Consider the following 18,683-nt stretch of genomic DNA (forward strand, 5'->3'; position numbering starts at 1 on the left):
TTTTCTTTTGGAAGTCGCAGGATATTACAAAAACCAAGGTGATTCGCCAATAATTTCAACGCTTTTCATTTTTGCTTTTTTTAATTATAGGCCTTTTGAACCCATATCAGAAATCAAGAGAAAAAGAAAAGCGCAAGCGCCTACCCCCCGATATCTCGAAGGGTAGGCGCTTGCGCTAGACAATTCCTGAAGTAAAAAGATATAAATTCTGATAATAAAATAAAAAACTGGCCCGGGGGCCAGTTTTATTAATCTTCTTGCTCATCAAGGAATGTGTTAAGCATTTCTTCAATTAAATCCCATTCCTCTTCTGTTTCGATTGGCTGCAGTTCGCCGTCCTTGCTGTCTTCACTTGGGCTGAATGCTGATGCATGAATTTCAATTTCTTCATCATCATTTTCATCCGCCCCCACAGGGTAGTAAAGGACATATGACTTGCCGAATTCTTCGGAATCAAACGTGAACAATACTTCGCAAAGCTGCTCGTTGCCTTCCTCGTCAATTACAGTAATATTGTTATCTCCATGGTTCATTTCTGTTCACCTCATTAAATTTGGCTATTTAAAAAGCCTTGTAAAATCATAACGGCTGCCATTTTATCAATGACCTTTTTTCGTTTCTTGCGGCTGACATCCGCTTCAAGCAAAACTCTTTCAGCTGCAATTGTAGAAAGTCGCTCGTCCCATAATACGACTGGAAGACCAAATAGCTTTTCCAGCTCTGAAGCATAGAACTGGCTTGCTTCACCGCGGGGGCCAATGGTTCCATTCATATTTTTAGGCAAGCCGACAACAATTTTACTGACTTCGTGCTCTTTTATTATTTCACTAATTCTTTCAAAACCAAACTCTTTTTCTTCCTCGCTGATTTTGATGGTTTCCAAGCCCTGCGCTGTCCATCCAAGCGCATCGCTTAGAGCGACGCCGACTGTCTTAGAGCCGACATCCAGTCCCATAGTCCGCATGTTTACCCCTCACGCTGCTGTTTTAAGTATGATTTAACCAATTCCTCGATGATCTCATCCCGTTCAAGTTTACGGATGATATTGCGGGCATCCTTATGGCGGGGAATGTAAGCTGGATCCCCGGACAGCAGATAACCGACAATTTGGTTAATAGGGTTATACCCTTTTTCCTGGAGGGCCCCATAAACTTGAAAAAGAACTTCATTCACATCTTGTTCGATTGGTTCTTCAGGAAAATTGAACCTCATTGTTTTATCAAATGAGCTCATATTCTTACACCTCGCTTTTCTGTATGAAGGATGAGGATAGCTTATATATACCGGAACTGAAATCCGGTGAACAGCCAGCTTGTCCAGCTCTTCATAACGGTTTGGCCTGCAGCCTGAATAAACAGAGCGATCAATAAATATGATCTTGTTCCTGACAGGAAAACATGGTGAAGAACAAGCTGTTTCTTCCTGATGATGAACAATCTCTCTTGGTTACCTTCATTTTACACTACTTTTCAGGGATATCAAACGGATTTAACCCATTCTTCCACAAATTGCAGAGCACTTTCAAGTTTTTCCGGATCTTTTCCGCCAGCCTGGGCCATGTCCGGACGGCCGCCGCCGCCGCCGCCGCATTTTGAAGCGACTTCTTTGACCGCTTTGCCCGCATGGAAGCCTTTTTTGATCAGATCATCTGTTACCCCGGCTATTATATTCACTTTACCCTCATTTACACTGCCTAATACAACAACTGCAGATCCGAGTTTTTGTTTTAAATCGTCGGCCATATTGCGCAGGTTATTCATGTCTGACGCCTGGACCTTCTCAGCAAGAACAGTAATGCCGTTGATTTCTTTTGCCTTTGATACCAGGCTCCCTGCTTCAATATTGCCCAATTTCGCAGCTAAAGATTCGTTTTCTCGCTGCAGCTGCTTCATTTCTCCAAGCAGCACATCAATTCTTGAAGATAAATCTTTTGGATTGGTTTTTAATTTGCCTGATGCTTCTTTTAAAACATGTATCTGGTCATTCATCAGCTTGTATGCAGCCTCGCCAGTTACAGCTTCAATTCTGCGAGTTCCTGCCCCAATTCCGCTTTCCGATTGAATCTTAAACAATCCGATTGAAGAAGTATTCCGAACATGGCACCCGCCGCAAAGCTCAAGACTATAATCTCCAACCTGAACAACACGGACAATCTTGCCATATTTCTCTCCAAATAGTGCCATAGCTCCCATTGCTTTTGCCTCGTCAATATCTTTGAAATTGATATCAACATCAAGGCTTTTCCAAATTTGTTCGTTGACAATTGCCTCAATTTTCTCAAGTTCTCCAGAGGTAATTTGCCCGAAATGGGAGAAGTCAAAGCGCAGGCGATCAGGGCCTACCAGAGATCCAGCCTGGTTGACATGGCTTCCCAATACATCTTTTAAAGCCTGATGAAGCAAGTGAGTTGCAGTGTGATTCTTGATTACCTTAGAACGGATTTGCTCATTTACCGAAGCCATTACAGTTGCTTCAGCCTTCAGCGTCCCTTCTTCAATGACAGCTCTATGAAGGTTTTGTCCATTTGGCGCTTTTTGAACATCCTTAATGGACACCTTTAATCCCTCTGTTTTAAGAGTTCCCTGGTCCGCAATCTGTCCGCCGCTCTCTGCGTAAAATGGTGTTTCATTTAAAATCAGCTGGACTTCTTCACCAGCACAAGCTTCATCAATTAGCTGACCGTCTTTTACAATGGCTGCTACTTTAGATTCTGTCTGAAGCTTATCATATCCAACAAATTCGCTTTCAATTTTCAGCTCACCTAATACGCCGCCTTGGACCTGCATGGAATCTACATCCTGACGCGCTGAACGTGCACGCTCGCGCTGTCCTTCCATTTCCTTTTCAAATCCGGCATGATCTACTTTCATGCCTTCTTCTTCCGCATACTCCTCAGTTAATTCTACGGGGAATCCATACGTATCATAAAGCCGGAAGACATCAGCCCCCTGAATCGCAGCACTTCCTTTTTCCTTTTCTTTCTTAATAACAGATGACAGGATGGCCAAACCCTCATGAAGTGTTTCATGGAAACGTTCTTCTTCGTTTTTGATGACTTTTTGAATAAATTCTGTTTTTTCTTTTACTTCCGGATAGAAGTCATGCATTATTTCTCCTACTACCGGCACCAAATCATACATGAATGGCTCATTTATATTGATTTGCTTGGCATATCTGACTGCACGGCGAAGCAATCTTCTCAAAACATAACCCCGTCCTTCATTGGAAGGCAGTGCACCATCCCCCACTGCGAATGCTACAGTGCGGATATGATCGGCAATAACTTTAAATGCAACATCCGTTTCTTTAGAAGCTCCATATTTCTTGCCCGAAATTTCTTCTGTTCCTCGGATAATCGGCATAAATAAATCTGTATCAAAGTTGGTAGGCACATTTTGAACGACAGATGCCATCCGTTCAAGTCCCATACCCGTATCAATATTTTTCTTTGGAAGAGGCGTATAGGTGCCATCCGGATTATGGTTGAATTCAGAAAACACTAGGTTCCAAACTTCTAAATAGCGATCATTTTCACCGCCTGGGTATAGTTCAGGATCTTCCGGGTCATTTCCATATTCAGGTCCGCGATCATAGAAAATTTCTGTATTTGGACCGCTTGGGCCTTCTCCAATATCCCAGAAGTTTCCTTCCAGACGGATAATTCTTTCTTCCGGAACTCCCACTTCTTCCCGCCAGATTTTAAAAGCTTCGTCATCTTCGGGATGAATTGTAACAGATAGCTTTTCTTCTTCAAACCCAATCCAATTTTTATCAGTCAAAAACTCCCAGGCCCAAATAATGGCTTCTTCTTTAAAATAATCACCAATTGAGAAATTGCCCAGCATTTCAAAAAATGTATGGTGCCTCGCTGTTTTGCCTACATTTTCGATATCGTTGGTGCGGATGGATTTTTGGGCATTCGTAATCCTTGGATTCTCCGGGATGACACGGCCGTCAAAATATTTTTTTAGAGTGGCGACACCACTATTAATCCAAAGCAGAGAAGGGTCTTCGTGCGGAACTAGAGAAGCACTGGGTTCAACAGCGTGTCCTTTCTCCTTGAAGAAGTCTAAAAACATTCGGCGTATTTCTGCACCTGATAATTGTTTCATTCTAACCATCCTCCTAAAAATATGTAAAAACTTTTAAAAACAACAAAAAAAGCCCTCATCCCTGGACAGGGACGAGAGCTTGCTCGCGGTACCACCCTGATTATGGAAGAATATGAACAATGACCAGACCTTTATCCAGTTCATAATCTAATCTCCCATCTCTCAGATCCTTAACGCGGATAAACGGCAGGGATTAGCTGCACTCTGGATTAGCTTTCTGTTATCCTTCATCTAGGAGTTCTTTCAGCCTGGGAACTCCCTCTCTAATATGAATGCAATACCTGCATCCACTCAGATGGCCTATAACATACTTTTTCCGTCAACATGATTAATATAGCTTTATAGACGAATTATAGCGATTTATCTTTGTTGTTGTCAACATCATGATGATGTTTCAGTGATTTCTGGTTGTTTATTTTTTAAAAAGTGTTTTTTCGCATGAATGATGCTTACTTTAATGACAGCTAAAATTGGAACTGCAATGATTAAGCCCAATATCCCTGCTGCTTCCCCTCCAGCCAGCAAGGCCAGCATAATGAGAAGCGGATGCATATGAAGGCTTTTTCCGACAATGAGGGGTGATAGGATATTCCCCTCAAGAAACTGAAGAACAATAATGATGCCAATCGTAATTACGATCATCTTGACCGATAAAGCAGAGGCAATGATTACAGCCGGTACCGCTCCGATAATTGGGCCAAAATAAGGAATCACATTAGTAACCCCTATTATAGTGCCAAGCAAAAGAGGGTAGCGCATATCAAAGATCCAGAAAAGCAGGGAAGAAATGGTCCCGATGGCCGCACAAACCAAAAGCTGGCCTCTAATATAGCTTCCCAGGGACTTATCTACATCCCTTAAGAATAAAACGCCTTCCTTTCTCCATTTCCTAGGCGTCAAATACCAGGCAGCCTTTTTCATAATCGAAAAATCTTTAAGGAGATAAAATGAAATGAAGGGAATAATAGCGATAATCACAGCATAATTCAATACATTAAGAAAAAATGAGATTACCTTCGATAAAAGATTATTCAACCGTTTCTCTACCGCTGCAATGACATCATCTATCCTGGTTTGCAGGCCATCAGGCCATGTTGATGTTTTACTCTGAATAAGGTCTATCCATCCCCGGTACTGATTGGCAAATTGAGGAGCATTTTCCGCAAGATCACGCAGCTGGTGAATAAAAGCCGGAATCCCTTTATACAAAGCAAGGCCAATTCCCCCGAAAAATAAAAAATATATAATAAAAACGGCAAGCCCCCTATGAAGGCCAGTTTCATGCAATTTCTCCACAATCGGGTGAAGGAGATATGTAATAAATGCTCCAATGACAAAAGGAATGAATACTGCAAACAAGATTTCCAGAACAGGCATCCATAATGGCTGAAGCTTTAGGAAGACGAAAATCACAATAAACAAGAGAAGCAGAAATCCAAGCCGGTAGTACCATTTCATTTGAATATTCAATATGGCCCGCCTCCTTGTTTTTATTGTGATAGCTTCCTTGGGATTTATACATGTACTTAATAAATAAGCGCAAGTACATCAGCCATTTCATTCCACCAAAAAGCTGGCCCTTGTAAAAGAACCAGCCCCAAAATCATTTTTAGAATAAAGCTTTCGTTATTTTTTTTTGCATGCGTTTCATTTTTCGGCCTGATATCATATTATTTTTTTGCGCGTAATTATAAGCAGCCATGCCTGCCCCAAGCATCATTGCAGAGGTTAATATTTTGTTCAAACTGGCTCACCTCTTTCGTCCATAATTACGAAAGATACCGGCGCTCATCTTCTTCAAATAAATCATCAAGGGAGCTAAGTGTACCATCTTCCTCTACTTGATGAGTATTAATGATCCCCTTGGCCAAGGAAAGTTCTATAAAGCAATTCCAGCAGTAAAATTGGTTAATTCCAATTTTTCCAATATCTTTGCTCTGGCAATTTGGACATTTCAGCACGGATAAGACACCTCACTATTTTACATTTACAATTATGGCGTCTTTTCCAATTGCAGGCGGGTCATCGGTTTTTATGACACGTTTTCCTTCCAGCACATCTGAAAAGAAGCCATCCGACAGTTCGTACCCTACAATCGTGCCCAATTCTTCCTTGAAGTATACATCCTCCAGCAAGCCCAGCCGTTCACCTTCCTGGCTCATAATCATTTTTCCAGTTAACCGGTTATGGGTCTCACATGTATAATCATCTTGTTTTGGCATTGCTTGCAGAACAGAGGAATCTTCAATCATTACTCCATCCCAGCCAAAAGATGCCACGTCCTCAATATTGATGATATATGTCTTTTTCAGAAGAGCGCCCTTTCGCAGCAGTAATCCCTTTACTTTCCCGGTGCCTGAAATGGATAAATCACAAATATCGCCTGCTTTATTGCCGGTTTTCAATTCAAAAACCGGCAAACCTTTTAATAAAGAAAATGTCCGCAAAGAGAATCCCGCCTTCCCGAACATTTATAGTTTTCACCGTTTCTTTAAAAAAATGAAGGAAAACCATTCCCATGGGACCCATAAAGTATTACTAAAACCGGATTGGAAGGTCTGCATAATCATTACCTTCCATTGTACCTTGGCTTATTAAAACGTTCGCTGCGCTCCCCGCCGTCTGCCAGTTCCTCTGAAAATTCATAATCCTGCTGTGGCTGTTTATGGCGTTTCACTCCATGGAGATTGAGAAGAGAGCTTCTGATTTTCTTTTCCACATTTATCTCTCCTTTTCATATTTATTTTCAAACGGCCAAACGGCTCGTCTATTTCTGAGATATACAAAAAGAACAGTCTGTTATTTAGACTGTTCTTATTAGCTATATTCTTTTTCCATAAAATCATACGGTGTTATATTTCCCATTCCTATCATTGGATCGGCTTGGAGAAGCCTTTCTTCGAGGGTTAGGGTTTCAGGCAGGGGCGACTCACCTGTATCTTCCTGCATTGCTTCACCTTTTAATGGGATTGCTTCTCTAAGCTTTTCTGAAAGAGTTGTCAGGCGGGCTTGTTCATCCGCACGTTCCACACCGATTTTCAACGCATCTTCTTCACCGCACAGTATCAAAAATTGTCTGCTGCGGGTAATGGCGGTATAAAGAAGATTTCTTCTAAGCATCCTGTAATAGCTTTTAACAACTGGCAAAATGACGATAGGGAATTCACTTCCCTGGGATTTATGGACTGAACAGCAGTATGCATGTGTAATCTGATTAAGATCCTGCCTTGTGTAAGTAGCTTCCGCACCATCGAAGGATACGACAATCATATCCTGTTTTTCCGTATTTTCCTTTGCGTAAAAAATAGATACAATCTCACCCATATCCCCATTAAACACATTATTCTCAGGCTGATTGACAAGCTGAAGGACTTTATCGCCGATTCTGTATTTCACATCACCAAAGGAAAACTCTTTCCTCGTTCCATCAGGGTTTGGATTTAGTATTTCCTGCAATATTTCGTTTAGCCTGTCAATTCCTGCAGGTCCGCGGTACATAGGGGCAAGCACTTGAATATCCTTTGAGGAATAACCTTTCTTTTTGGCATTCAGGACAACCTTTTCAACAACATCCGCAATTTGGGCCGGCTGGCATTTGATAAAGGAACGATCTGTCTGCTGTGCAGAAATGTTCGCGGGAAGTTTGCCTTTTTTCATTTCATGAGCCAATTCAATGATTGAAGATCCTTCAGCCTGTCGGTAAATATCTGTTAAACGAACGGTAGGAATACGATCTGAACGCAAAAGATCTTTTAAAACCTGGCCTGGACCCACTGAGGGCAGCTGATCTTCATCCCCCACAAGGATTACCTGCATATTTTCAGGGAGAGCCTTGAAAAGCTGATTAGCAAGCCAAACATCAACCATTGAGGTCTCATCTACAATTAAAATCCTGCCTTCCAATGGACTCTCTTCGTGCCGGTCAAACCCTTCGGTCCCATTCCAGCCAAGCAGACGGTGAATGGTTACCGCGGGCAGCCCAGTTGACTCGGCCATCCGTTTTGCAGCCCTTCCAGTAGGCGCAGCCAGCAGGAAGGGAAAAGGCTCTTCCTTTTTATAGTCTTTTGGCTCAAGAGAGCAGCCATGCAGTTCGGCATATAACTCAACAATTCCCTTAATAACGGTTGTTTTTCCTGTACCCGGGCCGCCAGTCAGTATCAGCATAGGAGACATAAGAGCTGTTTGAATGGCTTCCTTTTGGGTCGGGGCGTACTGAACACCCAGACGTTCCTCCAGATTGCCAAGGGCCAAAAGAAATTCCGACTCCGGAAACTGTTCATCATATTGTGTTTGCTTAAGGATCCGTTTAATATTGGTTACAAGTCCCTTTTCAGAAAAATAAAGGGATGGAAGGTATATCTTTTGGCCTTCAGCCATGATTTTCCCTTCCTCTTCAAGCTTAATCAGTTCCTTGGATATATCCCTGTATTCAATTGTATCACGCTTATTTTCTTCTAAAAGCTTCTTCGCACTTTGCAGAAGTGGTTTTGCTTCAAAATAAACATGGCCTGCCTGCATGCTTTCCATTTCAAGTATGTAGAGGCAGGCTGCTTTAATACGATCAGGATGATTACCAGAAATGCCGATTTGATAGCCCAGTTCATCTGCACGGCCAAAGCCGACTCCTTCTATATCCTCAACCAGCTTATAAGGGTTGCTTTGGACAACTTCAATCGTCATTTCTTTATATACTTGATAAATTCTCATGGAAAGCTGCGGGCCAAAACCATATTGATTTAATGCAATCATGGCTTGCTCAAGGCCTTGATGTTCCATAAGCGTGTCGTAAAGCAATTTTGCTTTTTCAGGTGACAGTTTTGGAACCTTATCGAGAAGAGAAGGCTGATTTAGAATGCGTGTAATCGCATCTTCTCCAAGTGTCTCAACGATTTGCTCGGCAGTTTTCTTTCCAATCCCTTTAAATAATTCGCTTGATAAATAATTGGCTACTCCTTGTTTGGTCTGGGGAAGATCTTTCCTGTAATGGCTTGTGTGGAATTGGACGCCGAACTTAGGGTGATCCTTGAATTCACCGTAGAAAATATATGTTTCATGCTCATGCATCTTTGGCAGATAGCCTGTAATGACCGCTTCTTTTTCATCATAAGAGTCATTCGTTTCATCAACCCGAATGCGCACAACCGTATATAAGTTTTGCTCATTATGAAAGATTGTGACAAGATGTCTGCCTTTTATGAACTTTCCTTGTTCGGCAAAAAGATCCATGGAATCCTGTTTCTCCATTTCCTTATCCTCCCCATAATACAACTTTTAGCTCAGGTCACTGCCGCCTTTTTCAATCAGCTTTTTTCCATATCCGGCAAGCATATGATCCGGCTGAATTTCCAGTGCCCTATTAAAGTAAGAGAGTGCTTCATTTTCCTGTTCTTTAAATCCATAAGCTACTCCAAGGTTGTAATAGGCATCTGCATGCTCCGGCTCAATTTTAATGCACTTTTTCATCTGCTGAATTGCTTCATCAATATAATCGAGCTGCGCCAGGCATAATCCATATTGAAAATGTGCTTCGGCATCGTTTTCATTCAGCTCCACACTGCGCTGCAAATAAGGCAAAGCCAGCTTTCCCTGGTCAAGTGCTGTTAGGGACATGCCGAGCATGAAGAAGTTGTCTCCGGTTTCCAGGCCTTTTTTCAATGCTGTTTCAAACATCTTTTTGGCTTCGTCAAACTGCTGCAATTCATAATATAAGTTTCCAGCACTGTAGTACGCAGCACCCGCGTTTCCATCAAGTCCTATTGCTTTTTCATAGAACCTCAGCGCTTTTTCGTTTTCCCCTACAGCTGATAGCACATTTCCAAAGTTAATATAGGAAACAGGATCAGAAGGGTTTTCTTCAATCGCTTCCATAAAAACCTTCGCTGCTTCTTCCCATTTTCCTTCTTGCATATATTGAATACCCATTTGGTTCTTATCCATTATTCATCACTCCATTCAAATCAAAGTATAGCATATTTGAATTTTCCTTTTCCGCTGTCCGCTATTCCCATAATAAAACCCCGATTCTATGTAAGAATCGGGGTCCCTTCTTTTCTTAACCCACATAATCCAGCTGTTTGCCATCTTTGAATATTTTATCAATTGTTCCGCCGCCGAGACACTCGTCACCATTATAAAAAACAACTGCCTGCCCCGGGGTAACAGCTCTGATTGGCTCCTCAAAAATAACTTGTACTTTTCCATCTTCAAGAGTCCGAACCTTAACTCTGCTATCCGCCTGGCGGTATCTGAACTTAGCCGTACATTCAAATTCCAGCGGCTGTTCTGAATGGTTAACCCAGCTGGCATTAACAGCAATAATGGAGTCTGAATAGAGCATTTCATTGTGGAAGCCTTGTCCAACATACAAGACATTCCGCTTCAGGTCTTTGCCGATTGCAAACCATGGTTCACCTGCTCCGCCAATGCCAAGTCCATGTCGCTGCCCAATGGTATAATACATCAGGCCATCATGCTTGCCGACAATCTTTCCATCCATGGTTTCCATATTCCCGGGCTGAGCGGGAAGGTAATTTCCAAGGAACTCCTTGAAGTTACGTTCACCAATAAAGCAAATGCCCGTGCTGTCTTTCTTTGCTGCAGTTGCCAAACCAGCTTCCTTTGCCAGTTCGCGTACTTTTGATTTTTCAATATCGCCAATAGGAAACATAACTTTTTCAAGCTGATCCTGTGTTAACTGATTCAGGAAATATGTTTGATCCTTATTATCATCAAGGCCTCTTAGCATTTTGTATTCGCCATCCCTGAATTCCACGCGTGCATAGTGGCCAGTAGCCAGGTAGTCTGCGCCAAGGCTCATAGCATGTTCAAGGAAAGCCTTAAATTTAATTTCCTTATTGCACATGACATCAGGATTGGGTGTTCGTCCTGCCTTGTATTCTTCAAGGAAGTAGGTAAACACTTTATCCCAGTATTGCTTTTCAAAGTTGACTGCATAATAAGGAATTCCGATTTGGTTGCATACCCGGATGACATCATTGTAATCCTCTGTGGCGGTACAAACACCATTTTCGTCGGTATCATCCCAGTTTTTCATAAAAATCCCGATCACATCGTACCCCTGTTCCTTCAGAAGCAGGGCCGCAACAGAAGAATCAACGCCTCCGGACATTCCGACCACTACCCGGGTATCCTTTGGATCTTTTTTCATCTCTATTTCACCTCAATTCTAAACACTTAGACTTGCTTTGTTTCAACTATCTTATCTATTTAGCCAGCCGCTTCACGATTTTGGCTATTTGTTCTGCAGCTCTTTCAGCTTGTTCCTTTGTGTTAAAGAGGCCGAAGCTGAAACGGATGGAATTTTGCAGTTTGTCTGATCCTTTTCCAAACATGCTGACAAGGACATGGGATGGATCGATGGAGCCTGCAGTACAGGCCGACCCGCTTGATGCTGCTATCCCAGCCAAATCAAGATTAACTAGCATGGCTTCAACATTTGTTCCGGGAAAGCTTAAGTTTAAAACATGAGGCAGGGAATAATCAAGTGATCCGTTCAGTTCAAAAACAGCATCTTCCTGCTTCAGTTTATTCATGAACAGCATCTTAAAAGAATGCAGCTCGTCCCGCTTAGTTTCCATCTCATTCTGAGTGATCCGAACAGCCTCCTGGAAGCCTGCAATAGATGGAACATTTTCAGTTCCTGCCCTGCGCTTCCTTTCTTGTTCACCGCCAAAAAGACGGGAAGAAAGTTTCACATCAGGATGGGCGTATAAAAAGCCGATCCCTTTTGGGCCATTAATTTTATGGGCGGAGACGGAAAGCAAATCCACTTTCAATTCCTGCACATCAATTCTTTCAAGCCCGTAAGCCTGAACAGCATCGGTATGGAATTTAGCAGGATGCTCCGCCAATAACTCACCTATTTCCTTAATCGGCTGAAGCGTCCCTATTTCATTATTTCCGTACATGATGGTTACAAGAATGGTATCCTCCCGGAGAGCATCTTCTACGTCCCTTACCAAAACACGCCCATTTGGATCAACAGGCAAATACGTTACCTCAAAGCCCTGTTTTTCAAGCTCCTCACATGCATGCAAAACCGCATGGTGTTCAATTTGAGTTGTGATAATGTGTTTGCCCCTATGGCGGCAGGATTCAGCTGTTCCAAAAATCGCATGATTATCAGCCTCTGTACCGCCGCTTGTAAAAATAATGTCATTGGTTTTTGCACCAATACTGTTTGCTAAAGCAGATCTTGCTTCATCGACAATATGGCGTGCACTCCGCCCGAAATAATGAATGCTGGAAGGATTTCCATATTCAGATTTCATGACTTCAGTCATCCGTTCAATCACTTCAGGATGCATTGGCGAAGTTGCCGCATGGTCAAGGTATATTCTTTCCAATTTATTTCACCTACTTCATTTCGTCCTGCTGCTTTTATTTCCACATGAATTATTCCCTGATTAAGGACTAAATATAAAACATATAAGCATCCGATTCGCCAGTATCTGTATGGCTGGCAAGATCTTCAAGCGTTGTGTTATCAAGCACATCTTTCACAGCATCACGAATACGCATCCACAGTTCTCTCTTTGCAGGCTCTTCATCTTCAATTCCTTCCACTGGACTGATCGGTCCTTCCAGAACTCTGATGATATCCCCGGCAGTAATCTTTGTCGGCTCTTTCCCCAAAATATATCCGCCGTATGCCCCGCGGATGCTTTTAACAAGACCTGCGTTCCGAAGCGGCGCTATGAGCTGCTCCAGATAGTGCTCAGACAGATCATTCGTCTGGGCGATCGATTTTAGCGAAGTGGGACCCTCCCCATGCTTTTTAGCTAATTCAATCATTATAGTTAACCCATAACGGCCTTTAGTAGATATTTTCATCAGCTTGCACCTCTATCCTTTTCTTTAAGCATTTGATTCGCATAGATATCCTTTTCTCTAAGTTTTGCCAAAAATCGGTCAGTTAAAGCCTGGCACTGCGGCAAAGCAGCCCCGACAATCGGCCCGACTGCCAAACTGAGCACAATGGTGCCCCAGAAAACAGGGCCCCCAAGCTGCCATCCAACAGTCAGTACAGCAATTTCCATTAGACCTCTGACATTTCTGACTTTCCAGCCGGTTTTTGCTGATAAGGCAATCATCAGGCTATCCCTTGGCCCTGCTCCGAGCTGAGCAGAAATATACAGCCCCATTCCATAGCAATAAACCACTATGCCAAAACCAAACACGGCCAATTTTCCCGCCAGCCCATTTGGGGTCTGCATAAATGGCAAAAGCAAATAAGCGTCAATAAACAGACCAATTAGTATCATATTCAAGAATGCACCGGCCTGTGGAAATTCCTTTGAAATCAGTGCTGCAGCAGCCAATATGAAAATCCCAACAATAATGGACCAACTGCCTATCGTCAGGCCTAGCTCATAGTAGAGTCCTACATGCAGAACATCCCAGGGGGTTGCCCCTAAATCAGCTTTAATTAACAACACAATCCCCAGGCTCATAACAAGCAGCCCTATTAAATAAACCAAAAACCTGGGACCGATTTGCCCTTTATTTTTCAGTAACATGTGCCCAACGCTCCCCGCGAGACCTGCAAAATATATAAAGTTTATATCCTTAGTAATATTATAGACTTTTGACATTATAGCATATTTTAGGAGGAAAAGGGGCGGGCCGGGATTGAACTTAGGACAATGCCGGTCTGGCCTAATTGATTTCGCACCGGGAAATGTTATGGTATCTTAAATAGAAAGCGAAAACTTTGCTGAAAATAGATAGGCAGACTGCAGGCTGCCAGCAAAAGGCTGGAGTGATAACTTTGAACATTAAACCTCTTGCATTCCGGATGAGGCCGAGAACGATTGATGAAATCATTGGCCAGGAGCATCTTGTTTCAGAAGGAAAAATCATCTATCGCATGGTGCAGGCAAAGCAGCTGTCATCGATGATTCTGTACGGCCCCCCAGGTATAGGCAAAACCTCGATTGCAAGTGCCATTGCAGGGAGCACCAAATACGCTTTCCGTACTTTAAATGCTGTGACTAACAATAAAAAAGATATGGAAGTGGTAGCGGCAGAGGCCAAAATGTCCGGAAAGGTTATTCTGCTGCTGGATGAAGTCCATAGACTTGATAAAGGCAAACAAGATTTCCTGCTGCCCTATCTTGAAAATGGCAGCATCACTTTAATTGGCGCCACAACCAGCAATCCGTATCATGCAATTAACCCCGCTATCAGAAGCCGATGCCAAATTTTCGAACTAAAGCCGCTGTCTGCTGATGATATAAAAAAAGCACTGACAAGGGCTTTATTGGATAAGGAACGTGGCCTTGGCAATAAACAAACTGAAGTTACCGATGATGCGCTAACACATCTTGCCACCGCTTCAAATGGTGATGTCAGAAGCTCTCTAAATGCATTGGAATTGGCTGTGCTTTCAACTAATGAAGATGAAGAAGGAATCATTAAGATTGATTTGTCTGTTGCAGAGGAATGCATTCAGCGCAAAAGCTTTACACACGATAAAGATGGAGATGCCCATTACGATGTCTTATCCGGTTTTCAAAAGTCCATTCGCGGAAGCGATGTAAATGCGGCATTGCACTATTTAGGAAGATTAATTGAAGCAGGCGACCTGCAAAGCATAAGCAGAAGACTTTTGGTTATCGCTTATGAAGATATCGGCCTGGCATCGCCGCAAGCCGGAGCCAGAACCCTTGCAGCCATAGAAACAGCTGAAAGGATTGGATTCCCGGAAGCAAGGATTCCACTTGCAAATGCGGTTATTGAGCTCTGTCTCTCTCCAAAATCCAATTCAGCATACACAGCATTGGATTCCGCAATAGCGGATATCCGAGCAGGCAAAAGCGGTGAAGTCCCCGATCACTTGAAGGACGCCCACTACAAAGGAGCAAAAGAGCTTGGCAGAGGCATCGGCTATCTATATCCTCACGATTACGAAACAGGCTGGGTCAAACAGCAGTACTTGCCGGACAGAATAAAAAACAAAGTGTATTATCAGCCGAAGAAAACAGGCAAATTCGAACAGGCATTAGCATCTATCTATGAAAAACTCCTTAAATAGCAAAAGGTCTGGCAGCAATGCCAGACCTTTTGCTATTTGCGCTTTTAAGCAGAAACATCCCTTTTATTAAACACATAAAATGCAAGCACCTGGAAAAGCAGGAAGTATATTAATATCATCAGGATGGAAAATCCAATCGTCATTCCGTGAACCATTGGCATTCCTTCAAAATATTGAAGGAGGTCTGTATTGGCAAAAAGGCTGTATTTGGCCCAATCATATTTCATTGCGATCAGCCTTGTGACCTGTCCTCCCATAAACATCAGAAACAGGGAAAGACCTATCGCCAGCGAGCTATTCCTGAAAACAGCAGAAATCATAAAAGCCATGGTTGCAAGCATTAGCATATTAATGGATTTAAGACCATAATAAGCTATCAGATGAAGTCCCATGCTTTGTTCTGTTACTGTTCCGTTGTAATAATATAAATAAGGAAATGCTTTTTCAGGGAATCCAAAGAGGAGTCCGCCCAGCAGTGCTGAATATCCGAAGAGGACGGCCAGCACCAGCAGACCGAATAAAACCACGGTAATATACTTTGCTCCCAGGATTTTTACTCTTTTGATAGGTCTAATCAAAAGAAGTTTGATGGTTCCCCATGTAAACTCGCTTGACACGATTCCCCCGGCAATGATGATCGTAAACAGGCCGGCAAATTCAATCAGCTGTGAGGTATCTGATACAAACCCCCAGACAGAGTATTCCTGATTCGGTGAAATATCATTCTTAATTCTGTATTCGTTAATGGCCATCTCCCTTTGATACTGTTCCTTCATTTCTCTGGGAGCCATTTCCCCCATCTCTTCAAGCTGTTTTTGATAGCTTTCGTTTTGGGTCTGCAGTCCTCTTTTCCATTCCGTATTATCCGGGACTGTACCCCCGCTTTCCTGATACTTTATAAAGGCTCCTGCAACAGTCGTCATAATTAAAAGAAGTCCAATCATGACATATGTGCCCGGGCGCCTAAATATCTTCATCCATTCATTTTGAATCAGTCCGAGCATCACCTGTTCCCCCTTTGTACTCTGTTACTTCCAGAAAACGATCTTCCAAAGTTTTGGTCACTTCACGAATGGAAAATATTTTCATGTCTTCACGGACAAACGCTTTTATCATTTCAGGTATGTCTTCACGGACAAGCGGAAGTATCACACAATTTTCTGTGAGCTGTACAGGCAAACCAGGCTGTGCACGTATTAAAATTCTATTTGCTTTTTCAGGATCATCCACTTCTACTTCATAAATTTTTTCTTTCCCTTGTACAAAATCACTGATGTGCTGAACATCAATCAATTTCCCGTTTTGAATAATGCCGATTCTGTCACACATCATTTCCATTTCAGATAGTAAATGGCTGGAAACAATAACAGCCATTTCTCTTTCTCTTGCAAGCATCCTCAGGTGGTCCCGAATCTCCCTGATGCCTGCAGGATCAAGCCCATTCGTAGGTTCATCCAAAATGAGGATTTTGGGATCATGCAAAAGACACTGTGCCAGACCAAGCCTTTGCCTCATGCCAAGCGAGTATGTTCTGACTTTATCATGAATCCGATCCGCCAGTCCTACTAGCTCAACCGTTTCATTAATTTTTTCTTTAGTTACACCTTTTGACATTCGTGCATAATGAACCAGATTTTGATAGCCAGACAAAAACTTATACATCTCAGGATTTTCCACAATGGCTCCAATATGGGAAACCGCCTTTTCAAAATCTGTTTTGATGCTGCTGCCAAGAATTTTAATGTCCCCGGAAGTAATGCTAATCAAACCCACCAGCATTCGAATAGTGGTGGTCTTACCCGCACCGTTTGGGCCAAGGAAACCGAATACCTCTCCCTTTTTTACCTCAAAGCTGACAGAATCAATAATTGTTCTTCCTTTTATTACTTTTGTTACTTCCTGTATTTCTACAAGAGTATCCATTTAGGTATCCTCCTCCCATCTTTTAAAGTCCAGTTCTTTGCAGACGCCTTTAAAGTCGGGATTATTATTTGGCTTACACTTTGTTATTTTACCTTTCAACAACTGAGAATGGAATATTTTCATGTATTAGGGTGACGATAAGCAAAACAATCGTATTTTCTGAGGTGGTTAAAGGAATGAAGGAACGGAAAGATTTATGGAGACCGGAAGAGGATCAATTACTCGAAGAGACAGTACTTGAATATACATCAAATGGGGATTCAAAAGCATCAGCTTTTAAGAAGGCAAGTACTGAACTCGGCCGTACAGTTTCAGCTTGCCAATACCGCTGGAACACGGTCATAACAAAAAGGACAGATTATGGAACCCAAGAAAGCTCAAGCAATAATGCAGCCAGTCAAACCCATGAAGCTCCTGACACTGTTCCCATTGAAAATTTGGCTCAAGTCATACACTTTTTAAGGAACTTTGCGAAAGCACATCCTGATTCAGAGCAAATCAAGGAAAATAAACGTCTGCACGAAGAACAAATGCACTTAAAGCTTCAAAATCAGCAGTTAATTAGAAGGTTGAAGGAAAAAGAAGCGGAATTTAAAAATCAGCTTATGCAATATGAGGAAATGGCAAGCATCCTGAAAGAAGCCGAACAGCTGCTGAAGCATGAAAGCAATGAAGAGAAAAGAGCTGTTCATTGATTGGAGCAAATCCAGGACATTAAAATGCGGTAAAGACCGGCCTGCAGAAAGCCGGTCTCTTTTCAGTCATTTACACGTGCAATTTTAATATCGCTTAATAGTTCTCTATTTACATAGCTGGCCATGATTAAACCTGCAACAGAAGGAACAAATGCGTTTGAAGATGGCGGCATTTTGGCCTTTCTGATTTCAGCATCATCTTTTCCTACTGTTTTTCGGACGTCTTCCCGGATAACGATCGGGCTTTCATCGGAGAATACAACCGGAACGCCTTTTCTGATTCCTTCTTTTCTCAGGCGTGTGCGGATAACCTTTGCAATCGGGTCAGTATGAGTTTTGAAGATATCAGCAATCTGGAACCTGGTTGGATCCATTTTATTTGCAGCACCCATGCTTGAAATCATTGGAATCCCTCTGTTCAAGCATTCTTTCATTAGATGAATTTTATATGAAATCGTATCGGAAGCATCAACTACAAAGTCGAGTCCATAATCAAAGAATTGCTCATAGGTTTCTTCTGTATAAAACATTTTTAAAGCAATAACTTCACAATCAGGATTGATATCCCTGATTCTTTCTTTCATTAAATCCACCTTTGGTTTCCCGACAGTGGATAATAAAGCGATGACCTGCCTGTTCACATTTGTAATATCAACATCGTCTTTATCAACCAGAACAAGCCGGCCAACACCGGAACGCGCCAGTGCTTCCGCTGCAAAGGAACCTACACCGCCGATGCCCAGTACCGCAACGGTACTATTTTTCATTTTTTCAAGGCCTTCTTTGCCAATAGCCAATTCATTCCTGGAAAATTGGTGAAGCATATATATATCAACTCCATCAGATGTTATTTAATAAGCATGTATATCTTATACCCGATAATGAATATATCATACT

At 42.3% G+C, this 18,683-nt stretch carries 20 protein-coding genes; 2 read left to right on the forward strand and 18 right to left on the reverse strand.

All coding sequences use genetic code 11. The features are described from left to right. Nucleotides 1-248 precede the first annotated feature (248 nt). From DFO72_RS03040 to DFO72_RS03105, 15 genes are all read right to left on the reverse strand, one after another. Nucleotides 249-533 (reverse strand): DUF1292 domain-containing protein, encoded by a 285-nt coding sequence (locus tag DFO72_RS03040; protein WP_009333059.1) that lies wholly within the window; start codon nucleotides 531-533, stop codon nucleotides 249-251. A 14-nt stretch (nucleotides 534-547) separates the two neighbouring features. Then, the gene (gene ruvX, locus DFO72_RS03045; RefSeq protein ID WP_181782297.1) at nucleotides 548-964 is read right to left on the reverse strand and encodes a Holliday junction resolvase RuvX; all 417 of its coding nucleotides are present in this window, start codon (nucleotides 962-964) and stop codon (nucleotides 548-550) included. A 2-nt stretch (nucleotides 965-966) separates the two neighbouring features. Then, nucleotides 967-1,233, reverse strand: coding sequence for an IreB family regulatory phosphoprotein (locus DFO72_RS03050; protein ID WP_009333061.1), 267 nt, complete (start codon nucleotides 1,231-1,233; stop codon nucleotides 967-969). Nucleotides 1,234-1,478: 245 nt separating this feature from the next. Further along, a complete protein-coding gene (alaS, locus tag DFO72_RS03055) occupies nucleotides 1,479-4,112 on the reverse strand; it encodes an alanine--tRNA ligase (protein WP_113882753.1) in 2,634 nt (877 codons plus the stop codon). A gap of 381 nt (nucleotides 4,113-4,493) precedes the next feature. Then, the gene (locus DFO72_RS03060) at nucleotides 4,494-5,582 is read right to left on the reverse strand and encodes an AI-2E family transporter (protein WP_113882752.1); all 1,089 of its coding nucleotides are present in this window, start codon (nucleotides 5,580-5,582) and stop codon (nucleotides 4,494-4,496) included. Nucleotides 5,583-5,721: 139 nt separating this feature from the next. Continuing rightward, nucleotides 5,722-5,856: a YrzQ family protein gene (locus DFO72_RS03065; RefSeq protein ID WP_083390473.1), complete on the reverse strand. Its 135-nt coding sequence runs from the start codon at nucleotides 5,854-5,856 to the stop codon at nucleotides 5,722-5,724. A gap of 25 nt (nucleotides 5,857-5,881) precedes the next feature. Beyond that, a complete protein-coding gene (locus DFO72_RS03070) occupies nucleotides 5,882-6,073 on the reverse strand; it encodes a hypothetical protein (RefSeq protein WP_113882751.1) in 192 nt (63 codons plus the stop codon). Nucleotides 6,074-6,088: 15 nt separating this feature from the next. Further along, nucleotides 6,089-6,559, reverse strand: a complete 471-nt coding sequence (locus DFO72_RS03075; RefSeq protein WP_113882859.1) for a PRC-barrel domain-containing protein — start codon at nucleotides 6,557-6,559, stop codon at nucleotides 6,089-6,091. A 122-nt stretch (nucleotides 6,560-6,681) separates the two neighbouring features. After that, nucleotides 6,682-6,831 (reverse strand): hypothetical protein, encoded by a 150-nt coding sequence (locus DFO72_RS29265; RefSeq protein ID WP_166672413.1) that lies wholly within the window; start codon nucleotides 6,829-6,831, stop codon nucleotides 6,682-6,684. A 98-nt stretch (nucleotides 6,832-6,929) separates the two neighbouring features. After that, the gene (recD2, locus tag DFO72_RS03080) at nucleotides 6,930-9,356 is read right to left on the reverse strand and encodes an SF1B family DNA helicase RecD2 (RefSeq protein WP_113882750.1); all 2,427 of its coding nucleotides are present in this window, start codon (nucleotides 9,354-9,356) and stop codon (nucleotides 6,930-6,932) included. A 27-nt stretch (nucleotides 9,357-9,383) separates the two neighbouring features. Continuing rightward, entirely contained in the window at nucleotides 9,384-10,049 is a 666-nt protein-coding gene (locus DFO72_RS03085; protein ID WP_113882749.1) for a tetratricopeptide repeat protein, read from the reverse strand. A gap of 115 nt (nucleotides 10,050-10,164) precedes the next feature. Further along, complete coding sequence (gene mnmA, locus DFO72_RS03090; RefSeq protein ID WP_113882748.1) at nucleotides 10,165-11,280, reverse strand: tRNA 2-thiouridine(34) synthase MnmA; 1,116 nt, start codon at nucleotides 11,278-11,280, stop codon at nucleotides 10,165-10,167. Between the two features lie 55 nt (nucleotides 11,281-11,335). Beyond that, on the reverse strand, nucleotides 11,336-12,478 hold the full coding sequence (locus tag DFO72_RS03095) for a cysteine desulfurase family protein (protein WP_113882747.1): 1,143 nt from the start codon (nucleotides 12,476-12,478) through the stop codon (nucleotides 11,336-11,338). A 67-nt stretch (nucleotides 12,479-12,545) separates the two neighbouring features. After that, the gene (cymR, locus tag DFO72_RS03100) at nucleotides 12,546-12,965 is read right to left on the reverse strand and encodes a cysteine metabolism transcriptional regulator CymR (protein ID WP_009333072.1); all 420 of its coding nucleotides are present in this window, start codon (nucleotides 12,963-12,965) and stop codon (nucleotides 12,546-12,548) included. Beyond that, entirely contained in the window at nucleotides 12,965-13,651 is a 687-nt protein-coding gene (locus DFO72_RS03105) for a YczE/YyaS/YitT family protein (RefSeq protein WP_113882746.1), read from the reverse strand. The genes cymR and DFO72_RS03105 overlap by 1 nt, the downstream gene beginning before the upstream one ends. Before the next feature lie 251 nt (nucleotides 13,652-13,902). On the opposite strand from DFO72_RS03105, the gene DFO72_RS03110 reads away from it, so the two are divergent. Beyond that, nucleotides 13,903-15,168, forward strand: coding sequence for a replication-associated recombination protein A (locus DFO72_RS03110; protein WP_113882858.1), 1,266 nt, complete (start codon nucleotides 13,903-13,905; stop codon nucleotides 15,166-15,168). 44 nt (nucleotides 15,169-15,212) lie between these two features. Here the strand turns inward: DFO72_RS03110 and DFO72_RS03115 are convergent, their stop codons facing one another. Together DFO72_RS03115 and DFO72_RS03120 are read right to left on the reverse strand one after the other, a co-directional pair. Next, a complete protein-coding gene (locus DFO72_RS03115) occupies nucleotides 15,213-16,172 on the reverse strand; it encodes an ABC transporter permease (RefSeq protein ID WP_113882745.1) in 960 nt (319 codons plus the stop codon). Next, nucleotides 16,150-17,091 carry an ABC transporter ATP-binding protein gene (locus tag DFO72_RS03120; RefSeq protein ID WP_113882744.1) on the reverse strand — a complete coding sequence of 314 codons (942 nt, stop codon included), beginning with the start codon at nucleotides 17,089-17,091 and terminating at the stop codon, nucleotides 16,150-16,152. Before DFO72_RS03120 ends, DFO72_RS03115 begins: the two co-directional genes overlap by 23 nt. A 176-nt stretch (nucleotides 17,092-17,267) precedes the next feature. Here DFO72_RS03120 and DFO72_RS03125 point away from each other — a divergent pair, with 176 nt between their 5' ends. Continuing rightward, nucleotides 17,268-17,786: a hypothetical protein gene (locus DFO72_RS03125; RefSeq protein WP_113882743.1), complete on the forward strand. Its 519-nt coding sequence runs from the start codon at nucleotides 17,268-17,270 to the stop codon at nucleotides 17,784-17,786. 62 nt (nucleotides 17,787-17,848) lie between these two features. Here DFO72_RS03125 and DFO72_RS03130 read toward each other — a convergent pair whose 3' ends face one another. Further along, nucleotides 17,849-18,610 carry a tRNA threonylcarbamoyladenosine dehydratase gene (locus DFO72_RS03130; protein ID WP_113882742.1) on the reverse strand — a complete coding sequence of 254 codons (762 nt, stop codon included), beginning with the start codon at nucleotides 18,608-18,610 and terminating at the stop codon, nucleotides 17,849-17,851. Nucleotides 18,611-18,683: the final 73 nt, after the last annotated feature.

The sequence above is a fragment of the Cytobacillus oceanisediminis genome, from assembly GCF_004366035.1.
Classification (GTDB): Bacteria; Bacillota; Bacilli; order Bacillales; family Cytobacillaceae; genus Cytobacillus; species Cytobacillus oceanisediminis_C.

Bases quoted from the DNA above. Each gene is read 5' to 3' on its own strand.
- DFO72_RS03040 (WP_009333059.1), bottom strand. From the start codon at position 533: ATGAACCATGGAGATAACAATATTACTGTAATTGACGAGGAAGGCAAC.
- ruvX (WP_181782297.1), bottom strand. From the start codon at position 964: ATGCGGACTATGGGACTGGATGTCGGCTCTAAGACAGTCGGCGTCGCT.
- DFO72_RS03050 (WP_009333061.1), bottom strand. From the start codon at position 1,233: ATGAGCTCATTTGATAAAACAATGAGGTTCAATTTTCCTGAAGAACCA.
- alaS (WP_113882753.1), bottom strand. From the start codon at position 4,112: ATGAAACAATTATCAGGTGCAGAAATACGCCGAATGTTTTTAGACTTC.
- recD2 (WP_113882750.1), bottom strand. From the start codon at position 9,356: ATGGAGAAACAGGATTCCATGGATCTTTTTGCCGAACAAGGAAAGTTC.
- DFO72_RS03085 (WP_113882749.1), bottom strand. From the start codon at position 10,049: ATGGATAAGAACCAAATGGGTATTCAATATATGCAAGAAGGAAAATGG.
- mnmA (WP_113882748.1), bottom strand. From the start codon at position 11,280: ATGAAAAAAGATCCAAAGGATACCCGGGTAGTGGTCGGAATGTCCGGA.
- cymR (WP_009333072.1), bottom strand. From the start codon at position 12,965: ATGAAAATATCTACTAAAGGCCGTTATGGGTTAACTATAATGATTGAA.
- DFO72_RS03105 (WP_113882746.1), bottom strand. From the start codon at position 13,651: ATGTTACTGAAAAATAAAGGGCAAATCGGTCCCAGGTTTTTGGTTTAT.
- DFO72_RS03115 (WP_113882745.1), bottom strand. From the start codon at position 16,172: ATGCTCGGACTGATTCAAAATGAATGGATGAAGATATTTAGGCGCCCG.
- DFO72_RS03120 (WP_113882744.1), bottom strand. From the start codon at position 17,091: ATGGATACTCTTGTAGAAATACAGGAAGTAACAAAAGTAATAAAAGGA.
- DFO72_RS03125 (WP_113882743.1), top strand. From the start codon at position 17,268: ATGAAGGAACGGAAAGATTTATGGAGACCGGAAGAGGATCAATTACTC.
- DFO72_RS03130 (WP_113882742.1), bottom strand. From the start codon at position 18,610: ATGCTTCACCAATTTTCCAGGAATGAATTGGCTATTGGCAAAGAAGGC.